The 15,471-nt window shown below is 61.3% G+C and carries 15 protein-coding genes and 1 other RNA gene; 5 read left to right on the top strand and 11 right to left on the bottom strand.

The annotated features are described in order from the left end of the window. Window positions 1–25: 25 nt before the first annotated feature. The 8 genes from FHT79_RS21840 to tkt form a co-directional block, all read right to left on the bottom strand. Complete coding sequence (locus FHT79_RS21840) at window positions 26–949, bottom strand: PhzF family phenazine biosynthesis protein (protein WP_183904088.1); 924 nt, start codon at window positions 947–949, stop codon at window positions 26–28. Window positions 950–1,084: 135 nt separating this feature from the next. Further along, window positions 1,085–2,110, bottom strand: a complete 1,026-nt coding sequence (locus FHT79_RS21835; RefSeq protein ID WP_028755517.1) for a class I fructose-bisphosphate aldolase — start codon at window positions 2,108–2,110, stop codon at window positions 1,085–1,087. 224 nt (window positions 2,111–2,334) lie between these two features. Then, entirely contained in the window at window positions 2,335–3,534 is a 1,200-nt protein-coding gene (locus FHT79_RS21830) for a phosphoglycerate kinase (protein WP_028757343.1), read from the bottom strand. A 69-nt stretch (window positions 3,535–3,603) separates the two neighbouring features. Continuing rightward, window positions 3,604–5,478 (bottom strand): potassium/proton antiporter, encoded by a 1,875-nt coding sequence (locus tag FHT79_RS21825; protein WP_047616477.1) that lies wholly within the window; start codon window positions 5,476–5,478, stop codon window positions 3,604–3,606. A gap of 493 nt (window positions 5,479–5,971) precedes the next feature. After that, complete coding sequence (locus tag FHT79_RS21820; RefSeq protein ID WP_028755520.1) at window positions 5,972–6,151, bottom strand: hypothetical protein; 180 nt, start codon at window positions 6,149–6,151, stop codon at window positions 5,972–5,974. 90 nt (window positions 6,152–6,241) lie between these two features. Further along, entirely contained in the window at window positions 6,242–6,556 is a 315-nt protein-coding gene (locus FHT79_RS21815) for a hypothetical protein (protein ID WP_183904087.1), read from the bottom strand. Between the two features lie 228 nt (window positions 6,557–6,784). Next, entirely contained in the window at window positions 6,785–7,795 is a 1,011-nt protein-coding gene (gap, locus tag FHT79_RS21810; protein ID WP_028755522.1) for a type I glyceraldehyde-3-phosphate dehydrogenase, read from the bottom strand. Window positions 7,796–7,877: 82 nt separating this feature from the next. Further along, window positions 7,878–9,851 (bottom strand): transketolase, encoded by a 1,974-nt coding sequence (tkt, locus tag FHT79_RS21805; protein ID WP_168332521.1) that lies wholly within the window; start codon window positions 9,849–9,851, stop codon window positions 7,878–7,880. Between the two features lie 333 nt (window positions 9,852–10,184). Between tkt and FHT79_RS21800 the strand changes: the two genes are divergently transcribed. From FHT79_RS21800 to ssrS, 3 genes are all read left to right on the top strand, one after another. Continuing rightward, window positions 10,185–10,460, top strand: coding sequence for a DUF4164 domain-containing protein (locus tag FHT79_RS21800; protein ID WP_183904086.1), 276 nt, complete (start codon window positions 10,185–10,187; stop codon window positions 10,458–10,460). A 125-nt stretch (window positions 10,461–10,585) separates the two neighbouring features. Next, window positions 10,586–10,963, top strand: coding sequence for a cell division protein ZapA (locus FHT79_RS21795; protein WP_028755524.1), 378 nt, complete (start codon window positions 10,586–10,588; stop codon window positions 10,961–10,963). Window positions 10,964–11,032: 69 nt separating this feature from the next. Further along, window positions 11,033–11,191: non-coding RNA, 6S RNA (gene ssrS / locus FHT79_RS21790), on the top strand. 427 nt (window positions 11,192–11,618) lie between these two features. Here ssrS and FHT79_RS21785 read toward each other — a convergent pair. The 3 genes from FHT79_RS21785 to FHT79_RS21775 form a co-directional block, all read right to left on the bottom strand. Beyond that, a complete protein-coding gene (locus FHT79_RS21785) occupies window positions 11,619–12,602 on the bottom strand; it encodes an NAD(P)-dependent oxidoreductase (RefSeq protein WP_183904085.1) in 984 nt (327 codons plus the stop codon). A 98-nt stretch (window positions 12,603–12,700) separates the two neighbouring features. Further along, window positions 12,701–13,237: a helix-turn-helix transcriptional regulator gene (locus FHT79_RS21780; RefSeq protein WP_183904084.1), complete on the bottom strand. Its 537-nt coding sequence runs from the start codon at window positions 13,235–13,237 to the stop codon at window positions 12,701–12,703. A 76-nt stretch (window positions 13,238–13,313) separates the two neighbouring features. Next, complete coding sequence (locus tag FHT79_RS21775) at window positions 13,314–13,646, bottom strand: metalloregulator ArsR/SmtB family transcription factor (RefSeq protein ID WP_028755528.1); 333 nt, start codon at window positions 13,644–13,646, stop codon at window positions 13,314–13,316. A 97-nt stretch (window positions 13,647–13,743) separates the two neighbouring features. Between FHT79_RS21775 and FHT79_RS21770 the strand changes: the two genes are divergently transcribed. Together FHT79_RS21770 and gnd are read left to right on the top strand one after the other, a co-directional pair. After that, the gene (locus FHT79_RS21770) at window positions 13,744–14,226 is read left to right on the top strand and encodes an SRPBCC domain-containing protein (RefSeq protein WP_183904083.1); all 483 of its coding nucleotides are present in this window, start codon (window positions 13,744–13,746) and stop codon (window positions 14,224–14,226) included. A gap of 134 nt (window positions 14,227–14,360) precedes the next feature. Then, window positions 14,361–15,392, top strand: coding sequence for a phosphogluconate dehydrogenase (NAD(+)-dependent, decarboxylating) (gene gnd, locus FHT79_RS21765; RefSeq protein ID WP_028755530.1), 1,032 nt, complete (start codon window positions 14,361–14,363; stop codon window positions 15,390–15,392). The last annotated feature ends 79 nt before the right edge of the window (window positions 15,393–15,471 follow it).

Genomic DNA, 15,471 nt, shown 5'->3' with positions numbered 1-15,471 from the left:
TGGGGTACGGCGCGATCTGCGACCGTCAGTCTTGCAAGCCGATTTCTCCGCGCATGACGGGAACGCAGCTTCCCGAGATGACGACATCGGTGACGATGCCGCCTGATTTCACCACATCGAGGGCGATGATGCTGCGGCGGCCCATTTCGACACCTTGCTCGATGGTGATGCGGACATTCATATCGCGATCTGGCGCAAGCGAGACGAGATAGGCGCCAAGGGCGGCGGAAGCGCTGCCCGTCGCCGGATCCTCGGGCACGTTGTCGAGGGGCGCGAACATGCGGGCGCGGATATGCCAGGGATCATCGGATGTTCTGACATAAAGAAAGAGCGAGAAATCGTGGCCGTTCGTCGCCTGGCGGCCAGCCGCCCCCTGGAAACCGGCAAGGTCCGGACGGGCAGCGGCCAGTGCTTCGAGCCCGTTCAGCTCTGCGACGGCGAAGTTCAACCCGACGGACGCAAAGACCGGGGCATGGGTGGTGCTGACGATGACACTGGGATCGATCGAGACGCAGCGCGCAATGGTTTCTGCGGCAATGGTATCGCCGATCGTCAGCGGCTGCGGTGCGCGGATGGCGGCAGCAACAACCTTTCCGCCGCTGCGTTTCAGGCTGACCTCGACGATGCCGGCCTTTTCCTCGAAGCGCAGCGTATCGCCGACCGGCTTGCCGAAGATCTCTGGCTGCTGGCCGAGCACATAGGCGGTGCCGACATTCGGATGGCCGGCGAAGGGTATTTCCATCGTCGGGGTGAAGATGCGCACATGAGCGGAATTTTGCGGGTCTTCCGGCGGCAGCACGAAGGTGACTTCGGAATAGTTGAACTCGGTGGCGATCTTCTGCATCGCCGAATCGCTGAGACCGCGCGCATCGGAAATGACGGCAAGCGGGTTGCCCTCGAAACGGCTGGAGGTGAAGACATCGACAGTGACGTAGGAGAGGGTATTCATGGCGGCTCCCGTTGTGGCAGACCGCTATGAATAATCACGGTTTTTCAAGGAACGAAGCGGTTTCTTGTCGCCGTGACAATGAGAGGGCAGGAAGCTGTGTTTGCCGCTCCCTGCCCAAATCTCAAGCTTGAAAAATCAGGCTGCCTTTTCCAGGTCTTTCTTCCAGCTGCCCTTGGCGGCGAGGCTGTTCATCTCGGCGCGGTGGGTGAACTCGCGCTGGCCGGCGGCGACGTTTTCCTGTTTGCCGTTCCAGGCCTTGAGCGCGCTGTCCTGCAGGGCGCGGCCGTAGGAGAAGGTAACGAACCAGGGCAGGTCTGCTGTGGCATTGATGGCGGAAAGATGCGCACTCGCCTCTTCGGTCGACTGGCCGCCGGAGAGGAAGGCAATGCCGGGAACCGCCGACGGAACCGTGCGCTTCAGCACCTGCACGGTACGTTCGGCGACTTCCGCGACCGAGGCTTTGCGGGCATTCTTACCGTCGATCACCATGTTCGGCTTCAGGATCATGCCTTCGAGGCTGACGCGGGCATCGGCCAGTTCCTCGAAAACGATGCGCAGCGTGGATTCGGTCACTTCGGCGCAGCGGTCGATAGTGTGGTCGCCCGGCTTGCCGTCCATCAGGCATTCCGGCTCGACGATCGGGACGATCCTGGCCTCCTGGCAGAGTGCGGCATAACGAGCAAGCGCCTGAGCGTTGGCGCGGACGGAACCGCGGGTCGGTAGCGTCGATGAGATGGCGATGACGCCGCGCCATTTGGCGAAGCGGGCACCGGCTTCATAATACCGGGCAAGGCGCTCGCCGAGACCGTCTAGGCCTTCGGTGATGGTTTCGCCGGGATACTTGGCCATCGGCTTGGCGCCGGTATCGACCTTGATGCCGGGAATGGAACCGGCAGCGCGGATGATATCGACGAAAGGCGTGCCGTCCGCGGCCTTTTGGAAGAGCGTCTCTTCGTAAAGGATGACGCCGGAGATATATTTCTTCATCGCCTCGTCGGAGCGGAAGAGCATCTCCCGGTAGTCGCGACGGCTCGTTTCGGTCGATTCGAGATTGATCGTGTCGAAACGCTTCTTGATGGTGGAGGTCGATTCATCAGCTGCGAGCAGTCCCCGGCCGCCCGTAACCATCTGCACTGCAATGTCTTCCAGTCGTTCGCTCATCTCGTTCTCTCCACAGCATTAAACATCGGCGATTAAGAATATAGGACGGCGATAACAGAAGTTTATAGAGAGGAAAATGGAAGGCTAAGTCATTGAAACGATTGAAATCAATTCAATCGTTTGAAAATCTGGGATTTTTTCCGCGCGCTGAGCAAAAGACCGCGGAAAGCGCTTGGCCTCCACGGTCTATCCACATGTAAAACCTGTCAAATCAGGTTTTGCGATTATCTGCCGTTGAGGACGGCGACGCCGGGAAGCTCTTTGCCTTCCATCCATTCGAGGAAGGCGCCGCCGGCGGTCGAGACATAGGTGAAGTCGTCGGCAACGCCGGCATGGTTCAGGGCCGAGACGGTGTCGCCGCCGCCAGCAACCGAGGTGAGCTTGCCGGCGGCGGTGCGCCCCGCGGCGTATTTCGCGGCAGCGACGGTTGCGGCATCGAAGGGTTCGATCTCGAAGGCGCCGAGCGGGCCGTTCCAGACCAGGGTTGCGGCGCGCTCGATCCAGGCGTTGATGGCCTCGACGGATTTTTTGCCGACATCGAGCACCATGGCATCGGCGGGAATGGCGTTGATATCGACCGTCTCGTTGGCAGCACCTGCCTTGAACTCGCGGGCGATCACGCCATCCTCCGGCAGGATGATGGCGCAGCCGGCGGTCGCGGCCTCGATCATGATCTGCTTGGCGGTTTCGGCGAGATCATGTTCGCAGAGCGACTTGCCGACATTGGTGCCGCGGGCGGCGATGAAGGTATTGGCCATGCCGCCGCCGATGACGAGCGCATCGACCTTCTTCACGAGGTTCATCAGGAGGTCGATCTTGGTCGAGACCTTGGCGCCGCCGACGATCGCGACAACAGGACGAGCGGGATCGCCGAGGCCTTTTTCCAGCGCCTCCAACTCGGCCTGCATGGTGCGGCCGGCATAGGCCGGCAGGTGGTGAGCAAGGCCCTCGGTCGAGGCGTGGGCGCGGTGGGCGGCGGAGAAGGCGTCGTTGACATAGATATCGCCATTGGCGGCAAGCGCCTTGGTGAAGTCGGCGTCGTTCTTTTCTTCGCCCTTGTGGAAGCGGGTGTTTTCCAGAAGCAGGATATCGCCGTCATTCATCGCGGCGACGGCGGAGGTGGCTGCCCCGCCGATGCAGTCGGAGGCCGTCAGCACGGCATGATCAAGCACTTCCTCGACCGAAGGGGCGATCAGCGACAGCGAGAGATCAGGCGAAGGGCCGTCCTTCGGCCGGCCGAAATGGGCCAGCAGGATCACCTTGGCGCCCTTCTCAGACAGTTCGAGAATCGTCGGCGCCACACGCTCGATGCGGGTCGTATCGGTGACCTTGCCGTCCTTGACCGGAACATTGAGGTCGACGCGGACGAGAACGCGCTTGCCGCGGATGTCAGTGAGATCGTCAAGGGTCTTGAAAGAAGGCATGGGCAGATCCAGTCTTGGTTGGCGGAAGTTGCGCCGACCATAGCAAGGATCATTCGAGACGCAAGGCGTTCAACGGCCGTTTTCGCGTGTGCCTTCGTCGCCTCTGGCGGCCGCTTTCGGCGCGCTTTCGGCGGCCTTGGTTTCGCGGTTCCGGCGCCCGTTCAGCCGGTCGCGGATGCGCTGGATGATGTCCTTGAGATTGATGAAGATTGGCAGCGTGATCGCCGGCTCCACAGCTTCGAGCGACATGCCGACGGAGGTGATGTGGTCGTGCTCGTCGAGATCGCGGACGATGAGGATGATCGAGCCGAGGCGGACGCGGTCGGCATAGTCGGCCTTGCCGCCCAGGCGCTGCCGCATCAATTCGGCGATCGTCAGGCCCTTTTCGGATTCATTGAGCAGGCCGGGTCCATAGGCGGCGTCGAGATCGGCGGCGGGGCGGGCGGGGGAGAGTGCGAAGGCTCCGAAGAATTCGGCATCGTCTTCATCGACAGGCGCACGGCTGGCGAAGAGCCGGTCGAGCAGGCGGGAATAGCTCGGCACGATGAAGAGATAGACGAGATCGTTCTCGCGCAGCCGCCCGGCATATTGATATCGCATCGACTTGCCGTCGCGGATGACGAGCGAGGGTGTCGCCCAGCGCGGAATACGCTCGCCCCGCAGCACCGGACTATCCTTGATGACGCGGTAGGAGAGCAGTTCGTGGTTGGCAGCACCCGGCAGGTCGACCTCGACCTTGTCGACGGCGCCGATGCGCGGCGGAATGATCAGGCCGAGCTTCTTGGCGACGGGCTTGATCGTCCAGCCCTGCAGGAGCAGCGAGACCAGTACGATGATGAAGGCGGTATTGAAATAGATCTGGCCGTTTTCCAGCCCGCCGAGGATCGGCATGATGGCGAGCAGGATGGAGACGGCGCCGCGCAAACCGACCCAGGCGACGAAGCCGATTTCCTGCTGCGTGTAATCGAAGGGAAGCAGCGACAGCCAGACCGCCAATGGCCGGGCGACGAAGATCAGGAAGAGGGCGAGCAGGATGGCCGGCACGATGATGACCGGAAATTGCGATGGCGTGGCGAGCAGGCCGAGCACCAGGAACATGATGATCTGCGCCAGCCACGTCATGCCGTCCTGGAAGCGCTTGATGGTCCCGATCGCCTGCATCTTGCGGTTCCCGGCGTAGATGCCGGCGACATAGACGGCGAGGAAGCCGCTGCCGCCGACCGCGCCGGTGAAGGAGAAGACGAGAAGGGCGAGCGCCAGCACGAAGATCGGCGTCAGGCCGCGATCGGTATCAAGCTTGCTGACGATCAGCACGATCATCATGCCGCCGAGCAGGCCGAGGATGACGCCGAGGCCCATCTGCTGCACGAACATGGCGAGCATGCCGATATTGATGCCGGCGTAACGCTCGCCGCTCGCCAGCACCTCGACGAGGGCGATGGTGAGGAAGATCGCCATCGGATCGTTGGTGCCGGATTCGACTTCCAGCGTCGAGCGCACCTTGTCGCGGATGTTGATGCCGCCGATGCGCAGCAGGAAGAAGACGGCAGCGGCATCCGTCGACGCGACAATCGAGCCGAGCAGCAGACCTTCCAGCCAGGTGAAATTCAAAAGCCACATGGCGGCAACGGCAAAGAGCGAGGCGGTGATCAGCACGCCGACCGAGGCGAGCGCCAGCGAGGGCACGGCCGCCAGCCGGAAGGCCTGCATCGGCGTGCCGAAGCCGGAATCGAACAGGATGACGGCCAGCGCGATGGAGCCGAGAATATAGGCGAGATAATTGTTGCTGAACTCGATGCCGAGGCCGTCAACGCCGGCGGCAAGGCCGATCATCAGGAAGAGCAGCAGCAGGGGGGCGCCGAAGCGGAAGGCGAGCAAGCTCGAAAAAGCGGCAAGAAGCACGAGCGCCGTCGAGACCAGCACCACGATATAGAACGCTTCCATGCCCACCCCTTTCCATCGACTGCTTCGCGAATACGGCCACCCCCGGCCGATCCGTCCCGTTTCAACCCCTCCACACGCGCGGCGATCCATCAGTAAACGGCAAAACGCCAGAGAAGGGTAGGCCTTGCGGCTTAACCTCGTCGCGATGCTGCATCATGCTGCTGAACGGTTGCCGGACGGCCAACCGATACGGAATGCTACGGGAGAAACTCTCTATAAAGAATGTATAGGAAAATCAGGCGAGAGCAGGGCGAAAGAGCCAGGCACGGATTTTTCCTGCCGGTATCTGCGAATGGCAACAGGATAAGACACGCTCCCTCCTTTCACGCGGCCCGTTTGCGCTGTCCAATGACGGGAAGAATGGATTGCAGGCGCGGATGCGGAGAGCGGCGAAATTGAACGCGGAGATTTTTCGATATCGGGTGGAAATGCCGGCCGCCCAGCGAGAGCAGCCGGCTGTCGTTTGGTGCCAGAAGCGCCGGCTCTTGCTCTGCTATCCCAACGTTGCCTGAAGTATGACGATAGCGAGAAACGAGAGGCCGATGAACGCGGCAACCCAGATGACCAGACGATTGGCCTTTGCCAGCACGGCAGGCCTGACGTCCCGCTTGGGGTGAAACCGCTGCCGCCGTTTGAGGCTGGTGTGGGACAAGCGTTTTTGTGCCTCTGCCATTGATCACCTCCACTTGGCTCATTCTAGCCATTGTGCAGCGCTGCGCATTTCCTCAATCTAGCACGCCAAGCCAGCGGAATGCCAACTCGCTCAGTCTTCTGTGTCCTCGCCCTCGTCGGTCAGATCCGCGACCGGGACCAGGAAAACGACGAACTCGTCCTCGATCGTCCGTTCTGGATCGTCGTCAAATTCATAGGCGTGCTCGACCTCGCTTGCTTCCTCGGCTGTCGCCTTGCGCAAGCTCAGGGCCGCTTTGCGGTCCCAAAGAGGCTTGCCTTCGGATTCCAGGATGGTCAGGTCATCGCGAAAGTCTTCCGCCTGGAAGAAATGCGTCGCTTCCTCACTGTTTTCCGAGCGGAAACTGGCAACGGCACGGCCGGCGATTTCAACGGTAAAGTAATCCATTCATCTCTCTTTATCTCCCCGAGACGACGATGCGGCTGCAGGGGTTATGGATGACGCCGTGCCGGCTTGGGAACCGAGCCGGTACTGACGGTCTGTGCACATCGAATGCCCAAGGCCGACCATCCTACCAGATCCGGTGCTGGAAATGGGAAATGATGCGGCGTGAGCGTGTATAGCAAAAAACGGCCCGGTTTCCCGGGCCGCTTGCAATAGTCAATCGTCAGGCTCTTAGATGAGCTTGGCGAAGGCGACGGCCGTATCGGACATGCGGCTGGAGAAGCCCCACTCGTTGTCGTACCAGGACAGGACGCGCACGAAGTTGCCTTCCATGACCTTGGTCTGATCGGTTGCGAAGATCGAGGAGTGGCTGTCGTGGTTGAAGTCACGGGAGACGAGCGGCTCGTCGGTGTAGCCGAGGATGCCCTTCAGCTTGCCGTCTGCAGCAGCCTTGATGGCTTCGTTGATTTCGCCGACGCTGGTCGCCTTCTTGGCGACGAACTTGAAGTCGACGACGGAAACGTTCGGGGTCGGAACGCGGATCGAAGTGCCGTCGAGCTTGCCCTTCAGATGCGGCAGAACGAGGCCGACGGCCTTGGCTGCACCAGTCGAGGTCGGGATCATGGAAAGGGCGGCCGCGCGGGCGCGATACAGGTCCTTGTGCATCGTGTCGAGCGTCGGCTGGTCGCCGGTGTAGGAGTGGATGGTGGTCATGAAGCCGTGGTCGATGCCGACGGCGTCGTCGAGAACCTTCACGACCGGCACCAGGCAGTTGGTGGTGCATGACGCGTTGGAGATGACCAGGTGCTCCTTGGTGAGCTGGTCATGGTTGACGCCGAAGACGACCGTCAGGTCGGCGCCATCGGCAGGAGCCGAGACGATGACGCGCTTGGCGCCGGCCGTCAGATGAGCTGCGGCCTTGTCGCGGGCGGTGAAGATGCCGGTGCATTCCATCGCGATGTCGACGCCGAGTTCGCGGTGCGGGAGCGTTGCCGGATCCTTGATCGCCGTGACCTTGATCGGCTTGCCGTTGCCGACGATGATCATGTCACCCTCGACCTTCACCGTCGCCGGGAAGCGGCCGTGGATCGAGTCGTAGCGCAGCAGGTGGGCGTTGGTTTCGACCGGGCCGAGATCGTTGATGGCAACGACTTCGATGTCGGTGCGGCCGGATTCGACGATGGCGCGAAGGACGTTACGGCCGATGCGGCCGAAACCGTTGATGGCAACCTTGACTGTCATGTGCATTCACTCCCGATAGAGTAGGGCCCGATAAGGCAGGGCCTGGAATTGAGGAGATGGAGAGCGCCTCAAGGCGCCCTCATTAAAGCTTTGCTTCGGCGGCCGCAACGACGGCGTCGGCGGTGATGCCGAAATGCTTGTAGACGTCCTTCACCGGGCCGGAAGCGCCGAAGCTCTTCATACCGATGAAAGTGCCTTCCGGTCCGATGAACGCATCCCAGCCTTCGCGAACAGCGGCTTCAACAGCGATCTTGACCGGCGAATTGCCGAGGACTTCCTTGCGGTAGGCGTCCGGCTGCTCGAAGAACAGTTCCGTGCAGGGAACCGATACGACACGGACGGTCACGCCCTTGGCTTCAAGCACCGTACGAGCGGCAACGGCGATTTCGACTTCCGAGCCGGAGGCGAAGATCGTCACCTTGGCGTCGGCATTGCCGGCCAGCGTATAGGCGCCCTGTTCGCAGAGGTTCTTTTCGCTGTATTCGGTACGGGCGGCGAGCAGGTTCTGGCGCGTCAGAGCAAGGCCCGAAGGACGGTTGTGCGTCTTGATGGCGATCTGCCAGCATTCCGCTGTTTCCGTGGCGTCGGCAGGCCGGAAGACCATCAGATTCGGGATGGCGCGCAGACCGGCGAGTTGTTCGACCGGCTGATGCGTCGGGCCGTCTTCGCCGACGCCGATCGAGTCATGCGTCAGGACGTGAATGACGCGAATGCCCATCAGCGCCGCCAGGCGGATCGGCGGGCGGCAATAATCCGAGAAGATCAGAAAGCCGCCGCTATAGGGAATGAGACCGCCATGCAGTGCAATGCCGTTCATGGCAGAGGCCATGCCGTGCTCGCGGATGCCCCAATGCACGTAACGGCCGGCGAAATCCGTCGGTGTGATCGAGTGCATCTGGCTGGTCTTGGTGTTGTTCGAGGGTGTCAGGTCGGCGGAGCCGCCGAGCGTTTCCGGCAGGAAGCCGTTGATGACCTCGAGTGCATCTTCCGAAGCCTTGCGGGTCGCAACCGTCGGCTTGGTTTCGGCGACCTTCTTCTTGTATGCGCTGATCGCGGCGTCGAAGCCTTCCGGCAGTTCACCTGCCATGCGGCGGGTGAATTCGGCCTTGGCGGCGGCGTTGGCGAGAGTTTCCTCCCATGCCTTGACGATATTGTCAGAGCGAGTGCCGGCTGCGCGCCATGCGTCGAGGACGTCGGAGGGGATGACGAAGGGCTCGTAATCCCAGTTCAGCGCCTTGCGGGTGGCGGCGATTTCCTCGGCACCGAGCGGGTTGCCGTGTACCTTGTGGGTGCCCTGCTTGTTTGGGGCGCCAAAGCCGATGATCGTCTTGCAGGCGATGAAGGTCGGGCGGTCGGACTTGTGGGCGGCTTCGATCGCCTCGGCGATGGCGGCCTGATCGTGACCGTCGATCTCGATGGTGTTCCAGTGAACGGCCTTGAAGCGAGCGATCTGGTCGGTGGAGTCCGACAGCGAAACGGCACCGTCGATGGTGATCGAATTGTTGTCCCAGAAGAGGATCAGCTTGTTCAGCTTCAAGTGGCCGGCAAGCGCGATCGCCTCATGGCTTATGCCTTCCATCAGGCAGCCGTCGCCATTGATGACATAAGTGTAGTGGTCCTGCAGGTCGGAGCCGAACTCCTCGCGCAGCTTGCGCTCGGCAATCGCCATGCCGACGGCATTGGCAATGCCCTGACCGAGCGGGCCGGTCGTCGTTTCGATGCCGGTCGCGTGACCATATTCCGGATGGCCGGCGGTCTTCGAACCGATCTGACGGAACTGCTTCAGATCTTCGACCGTCATGTCGGGATAGCCGGTCAGATACAGCAGCGAATAGAGTAGCATCGAGCCATGGCCGGCCGACAGCACGAAGCGATCGCGGTTCGGCCAGTGCGGCTTCTTTGGATCGAAGCGCAGATATTTGGTGAACAGGACCGTTGCCACGTCAGCCATGCCCATCGGCATGCCCGGGTGGCCGGAGTTCGCCTTTTCGACGGCGTCCATGGCGAGAAAACGGATCGCATTCGCCATCCGGTCGTGTTGTTCGGGAGAGGTCATGGCTTTTCCGCAAGTTCCGGGTGTCGGGGGATGGCCTCGAGCCTCCAAGACCATCGTGTGAAAGCGGCAGAGACATAGCAGTTGGAACGGGCAAGTCAATAAATGGCAGGCTAAATCCGGGCGGACAGCGGCGATTTTTGACATTTGATCGCGCGATTATACAAATGACGAATCTGCTGCGGCGAGCACGTGTAAAGTGCTCATCCACAGGATAGGCCGGTGGGCAAGTGACAGGATTTATTGACGGGCCGTTTGCGAGCGGCATATCCTTTTGAAATCACAGGATCGGCGCGGCGTGCCGATTCGCGGATTCTGTGCGGGAATCGGAAAGACATGATGCCCACAGGCAAAACCATGGAAGCAGCGCTCAACGAATTGAGACAGGCGATTTCGAGCCTCGAAAACGCCGTCGACATGCGCGTCGAGCGGCAGCGCGAGCAGGGTGAGATCGAGGGCGAGGTACGACGCGTGCACGCCGACCGCTCCCGGCTGGCGCAGGAGCTCGATCAGGCCGAATTCCGCGCCAACCGGCTGGAAGAGGTCAATCGCGAGGTATCCCGGCGGCTGGTGACGGCCATGGAAACGATCCGCGTGGTTCTGGATCGCTAGAACAGGATGATTTTGGGCTGTGGCCCAAAATCTGAATCCTGTTCTGATTTAAAAAGTTAGAGCATGATGTCGTCCGAAAACCGCTCACACTTTTCGGCATCATGCTCTTATAGAAAGAGTTTGGCATGGCGCAGGTGACGGTAACGATCGACGGCAAGGCCTATCGCATGGCCTGCGAGGAAGGGCAGGAGGAGCACCTGTCCGATCTCGCCACCCGTTTCGACGGCTATGTCGGCCATCTCAAGGGACAGTTTGGTGAAATCGGCGATCTGAGGATCACGGTCATGGCCGGCATCATGGTCATGGACGAGATTGCCGAGCTGACGCGCCGCGTCGCCGGGCTGGAATCCGAACTCGAGTCGCTGCGCGGCAACCGCGACACGGTGCTTGCGGCCACCGCGCGCACCGAAGAAAACCTTGCGGCAGCACTCAGTGAGGTTTCGAGCCGCATCCGTGGCATCACCGACAAGCTGAACGGCCGCTCCGCCCCGGACCTGAACTGATCTCAATTAAATCAGGACGGTCTGCCACCGCCACTGGCGCGGCAGCGCAAACGTCCTTATATATCGCGATGCGGTCTGCGCCTCTCGACAGGAACCACAATCCCTGGGGCCATACTCGATCCAAAGGGAGCTGTCCCTGGCCAGGCCCGTGGGCCTGGACACACGGCGCCCACCTACGTTTGTAGGCACCCAGGATCGTAAACATCCATCGGTGGTCGTGGATCGCACCTTCCCTTTCATCGTCGGCAGGGACGTCGCATCCGGCGGGCGAACGCCGACCAGGCCCTTGTTGACGAAGGTGAGGCCGCCGCCGACAGCGGAATTTTCGGCCATTGCGACGGCCGGAATGGCGGCGGATGCCGCGAGAACCGCGGCAAACAGCCGCGATGCTATGGTCTGACATTCTTCATGGAGATACCCTCTCGGTCAAAAGCGCTCTCAAAACGGGCTCGGCCCGCAGGCTGGACACCGCTTCAAATGACACCCCGACTTGGATTCGATTTCCCGATGGCCGAACACGCCCCGGATTTCGTCGCCCCATATCCCCGTCAGACGGTCTATGACGGGATCATAATATCTGGATGACGCTTTTCGGCGAAAAGGCCATGCCGCGAGGATGCCGGGCTTTCGCCTATCCGTATTCCAGGTCGTTGTTCTATCCGACCGGATAAGGCCCTTCGACAAAGGCCTGGTCATGGTAGCCTTTCGAGCCGACATCCAGCGCCAAAGGGCTTCGCCATTCCCTATTCTCGCGTAGGCATTCCAACACGAGACGGAAATCATATCGCGGCTGCCAGCCGAGTTCCCGCTTTGCGCGCGCGTTGACATAGACACGGTCGAGCGCCGGAAACATCTTCCAGCCGCGTGATGCATAGAGGGCGCTCGCACCCGGAAACAGGCGTTCGACGACATCAGGCGCATCGCGTCTGATCTCGGCGAGATCGCCTGATGAAAACGGCGTTGTGGCGGAGATGATGTAGCGGCCGAAGCCGATGGCCGGAGCTTTTTCGAGCGCCAGTATATGGGCGCCGGCCACATCGCTGATATCGACGCGGCGATGAAGAAGCTCGTTGGCCTGGGCATTCTCCGGCGAATAGCCGTTGCGAATATCAGGATCGTCGTCGTTTTCGGGAAAGAAACGCGATGTCCTGAGAATGACAACCGGCAGGCCGGATTTGCGGGCGAAGAGTTCGCACAGGCCTTCGGCGGCGAGTTTGGTGACGCCGTAGATGTTTTTTGCGACCGGAAGCACGTCCTCCGTCACCCATGCCGCCGGTTCGCCGGCAGCCGGCGTCAATGCCGCGCCGAACGTGCTGGTGGTGCTGGTGAAGACGAAGCTTGCGACGCCTGCGGCGACGGCTTCTTCGAGCAGGTTCAGCGTCCCGGCGATATTGATGTCGAGGAAATCGCGATTGTCGTGGGTCGCCACATGCGGCTTGTGCAATGTTGCGGCATGGATGACCTGGCTGATACCAGACATTGCCTGCCGGACGAAGACGCGATCACCGATCGAGCCGACCATATCGGTGAAAGCCGAGGGCTTGATATCGATGCCGCGCACCCAGCGGCTTTGTGTCCTCAAAGTGCGCATCAGCGCCTCGCCGAGATGGCCGGCACTTCCCGTCACCAGTATCGTCATCACATCGTCTCCTGAGCGTTTTGGCGGCCGACGCTATAAAGACCGAGGTTTCCGGACAACGCATAAATTATGCATGGGAATGCAGGAAAGCTGCAGGCTCAGCCGATGGTCGTGACAAGGCGGCCGGCGCTGCCATCGGAAAGCATGATCCTTTCCCAGCTCACGTGCCCGGCCGCAATCGGCAGCAGCGCATTGCCGTTGGCGCCGGTCTCGAGAATCAGCGACGAGAGCCTGCCCGCATGCCAGCCGCGCTCCTCCAGCGACTGCTCGGCTGCGGCGATTTCGGCGGAAGCATAAGAAAAAAGGGAACGGCCGAGAAAGGCAGCGAGCGGCGCCCGCCATTCCGCCTGCCGCGGGCGGGAGGCTGATAGCAGCCGGTGGGTCCGGTCGCAGATCAGATGCACCGGGCGAACGGAATCCTCGACCAGCCGCTTCAGCGCCGCATCGACTGCCGCATGTCGAGGCGCGGCGAAAATCCGTTCCAGCTTGACGGCCTGTTCGGATGAGAGGGCGAGCTGATCGCGCTCCCAGCGTGAGACCGTCGCCTGGTTGACGCCGAGGAGTTCGGCGAGATGTTCCTGCTTCATGCTGCGCAACAGCCGCATGCGGCGTATGCCGGCCCCTGTTATCGTCATCTGTCCTGTCCCATGCTTTGCCGCCAGCATAGGGCTGTGGCGGGCCGGGCGACAAGGCGGTTGGACAGTCGGCATTTTATTCGGGCTGGCCTTCGAGATCGCTTCTCAGCCGGTCGAGTATAGAGAGCGCATGGCCGGCATAGGCGCTGATCCAGCGGTCGTAGATGTGCTTGATCGGCAGGCTGTTTAAGTGGTTCCAGCGTTCGCGGCCCTCCTTCCTGGCGATGACCAGGTCTGCCTCCTCCAACACTTTCAGATGCTGCATGACCGTGCAGCGGTCCATCTGAGGAAACATCTCGCAGAGAGTTCCCGTGGTGCGGGGGCCATCCTTGAGCAGATCGAGGATTTCGCGGCGGCGATGATGCGCCAGCGCTTTGAAAACAGGGTCGTCGGTTGATTCGCTTGACATGTTATGTTTTTATAACATAATGAAGCCAAGTACAATGGACCAAGTACAATGGACCAAGCACAATGGACCAAGCACAATGGAGAAGAGGAGAAGTGCCATGTCTCTCGGAATCCGCATTTCCGGCCGTATCGGCCGCCCCGTGGCGGAGGTATTCGACGCCGTCGTCAACCCGAAGAAACTCAGCAGCTATTTCACCACGATCGGCGGGGCGAGCGCGCCGCTCGTCCAGGGCGCGACGGTGACCTGGTGGAAGGATGCGCCAGTCGAAGTGATCGAACTCGTGCCGGAAAGCCGTATCGTGCTGCGATGGGACGGCGGCACCGGCGAGGATGAGGCAAGATACAAGACGCTGGTGGAGATGAACTTCAAGCCGCTGGAGGATGGCGGCACGCTGGTGACCATCGCCGAGACCGGCTGGCGCGAAGACGATGCCGGCCGGCGCGGCACCTATCTCAACTGCGAAGGTTGGACGCAGATGCTTTGCTGCATGAAGGCCTTCGTCGAATATGGCATCAACCTGCGCGAGGGCATGTTCCTCAGCGAAATGAAGGGCGAGCCGGCCAGCGCACCTGACGCTTGACGAAGCATTGGTTTGCAGGAGATCGGCGGCGCAATCGTCGCATCCGTCAATATCACCGAGACTTCGCTTGCCTGTCACACTGCGGGTGCTAATTTCCGGATTCGATACTTCATTTCGGTTTCCAGGAGATTCATATGCAGCTTGGCATGGTTGGTTTGGGCCGCATGGGCAATTATATGGTCCAGCGCTTGATGCGAGGCGGTCACGAATGCGTCGTTTACGACGCCAGGCCGGAAAGCGTCGCCGATCTCACGGGCCTCGGTGCGACCGGCAGTGCTTCTCTCGAGGAATTCGTCTCGAAGCTCACCCATCCGCGGGCGATCTGGCTGATGCTGCCGGCGGCGATCGTCGACAAGGTGCTGGCGAGCCTGGTGCCGCTGCTTGAGAACGGCGATATCGTCATCGACGGTGGCAACTCTTATTACCACGACGATATCCGCCGCGGCGCAGAACTCATCACCAAGGGCATACATTATGTCGATGTCGGCACCAGCGGCGGCGTCTTCGGCCTCGAGCGCGGCTATTGCTTGATGATCGGCGGCGAGAAGGGCATCGTCCAGCATCTTTCCCCAATCTTCGCGACATTGGCGCCCGGCCCCGGCACGACGGAAGCCTCGCCGAACCGGAGCGCCAAAGCGGCGGCGGCCAGCACCGCCGAACAGGGTTACCTGCATTGCGGCCCGCATGGCGCCGGCCATTTCGTCAAGATGGTGCATAACGGGATCGAATACGGTCTGATGGCCGCCTATGCCGAAGGCCTCAATATCCTGAAGCACGCCAATATCGGCGCTGCCTCGCACGAGGTCGATGCGGAAACCGCCCCGCTCGCCCATCCGGAGCACTTCCAGTATGACCTGAACCTGCAGGATGTTGCCGAAGTCTGGCGCCGCGGCAGCGTCATCACCTCCTGGCTGCTCGATCTCACGGCCGATGCGCTGCATGCCGATCCGGCACTATCGAAATATGCGGGCCGCGTTTCCGACAGCGGCGAAGGCCGCTGGACGATCATGGCGGCAATCGACGAAAGCGTGCCGACGCCGGTGCTGAGTGCGGCGCTCTATGGCCGCTTCTCCTCGCGCGACAATGACGAATTCGCCAACAAGGTGCTGTCGGCGATGCGCGCGGGCTTTGGTGGCCACGTGGAAAAACCGGTCCCGAAATCCTGAAGGCAGGCGGTTTCACTCGCCGTTCCGACAAAGCCGTCATCCTGACAGAGCGAGCGCAGCGCTTCGTTCGAGGGCGGCG

Source organism: Rhizobium sp. BK212, from assembly GCF_014197475.1.
Lineage (GTDB): Bacteria > Pseudomonadota > Alphaproteobacteria > Rhizobiales > Rhizobiaceae > Rhizobium > Rhizobium anhuiense.
This window is presented reverse-complemented; position numbering and strand designations above follow the sequence as displayed.

What these genes read in the sequence shown, in the direction of transcription:
- FHT79_RS21840 (WP_183904088.1), bottom strand. Translation starts at nt 949, where the DNA reads ATGAATACCCTCTCCTACGTCACTGTCGATGTCTTCACCTCCAGCCGT.
- FHT79_RS21835 (WP_028755517.1), bottom strand. Translation starts at nt 2,110, where the DNA reads ATGAGCGAACGACTGGAAGACATTGCAGTGCAGATGGTTACGGGCGGC.
- FHT79_RS21830 (WP_028757343.1), bottom strand. Translation starts at nt 3,534, where the DNA reads ATGCCTTCTTTCAAGACCCTTGACGATCTCACTGACATCCGCGGCAAG.
- FHT79_RS21825 (WP_047616477.1), bottom strand. Translation starts at nt 5,478, where the DNA reads ATGGAAGCGTTCTATATCGTGGTGCTGGTCTCGACGGCGCTCGTGCTT.
- FHT79_RS21820 (WP_028755520.1), bottom strand. Translation starts at nt 6,151, where the DNA reads ATGGCAGAGGCACAAAAACGCTTGTCCCACACCAGCCTCAAACGGCGG.
- FHT79_RS21815 (WP_183904087.1), bottom strand. Translation starts at nt 6,556, where the DNA reads ATGGATTACTTTACCGTTGAAATCGCCGGCCGTGCCGTTGCCAGTTTC.
- gap (WP_028755522.1), bottom strand. Translation starts at nt 7,795, where the DNA reads ATGACAGTCAAGGTTGCCATCAACGGTTTCGGCCGCATCGGCCGTAAC.
- tkt (WP_168332521.1), bottom strand. Translation starts at nt 9,851, where the DNA reads ATGACCTCTCCCGAACAACACGACCGGATGGCGAATGCGATCCGTTTT.
- FHT79_RS21800 (WP_183904086.1), top strand. Translation starts at nt 10,185, where the DNA reads ATGATGCCCACAGGCAAAACCATGGAAGCAGCGCTCAACGAATTGAGA.
- FHT79_RS21795 (WP_028755524.1), top strand. Translation starts at nt 10,586, where the DNA reads ATGGCGCAGGTGACGGTAACGATCGACGGCAAGGCCTATCGCATGGCC.
- FHT79_RS21785 (WP_183904085.1), bottom strand. Translation starts at nt 12,602, where the DNA reads ATGACGATACTGGTGACGGGAAGTGCCGGCCATCTCGGCGAGGCGCTG.
- FHT79_RS21780 (WP_183904084.1), bottom strand. Translation starts at nt 13,237, where the DNA reads ATGACGATAACAGGGGCCGGCATACGCCGCATGCGGCTGTTGCGCAGC.
- FHT79_RS21775 (WP_028755528.1), bottom strand. Translation starts at nt 13,646, where the DNA reads ATGTCAAGCGAATCAACCGACGACCCTGTTTTCAAAGCGCTGGCGCAT.
- FHT79_RS21770 (WP_183904083.1), top strand. Translation starts at nt 13,744, where the DNA reads ATGTCTCTCGGAATCCGCATTTCCGGCCGTATCGGCCGCCCCGTGGCG.
- gnd (WP_028755530.1), top strand. Translation starts at nt 14,361, where the DNA reads ATGCAGCTTGGCATGGTTGGTTTGGGCCGCATGGGCAATTATATGGTC.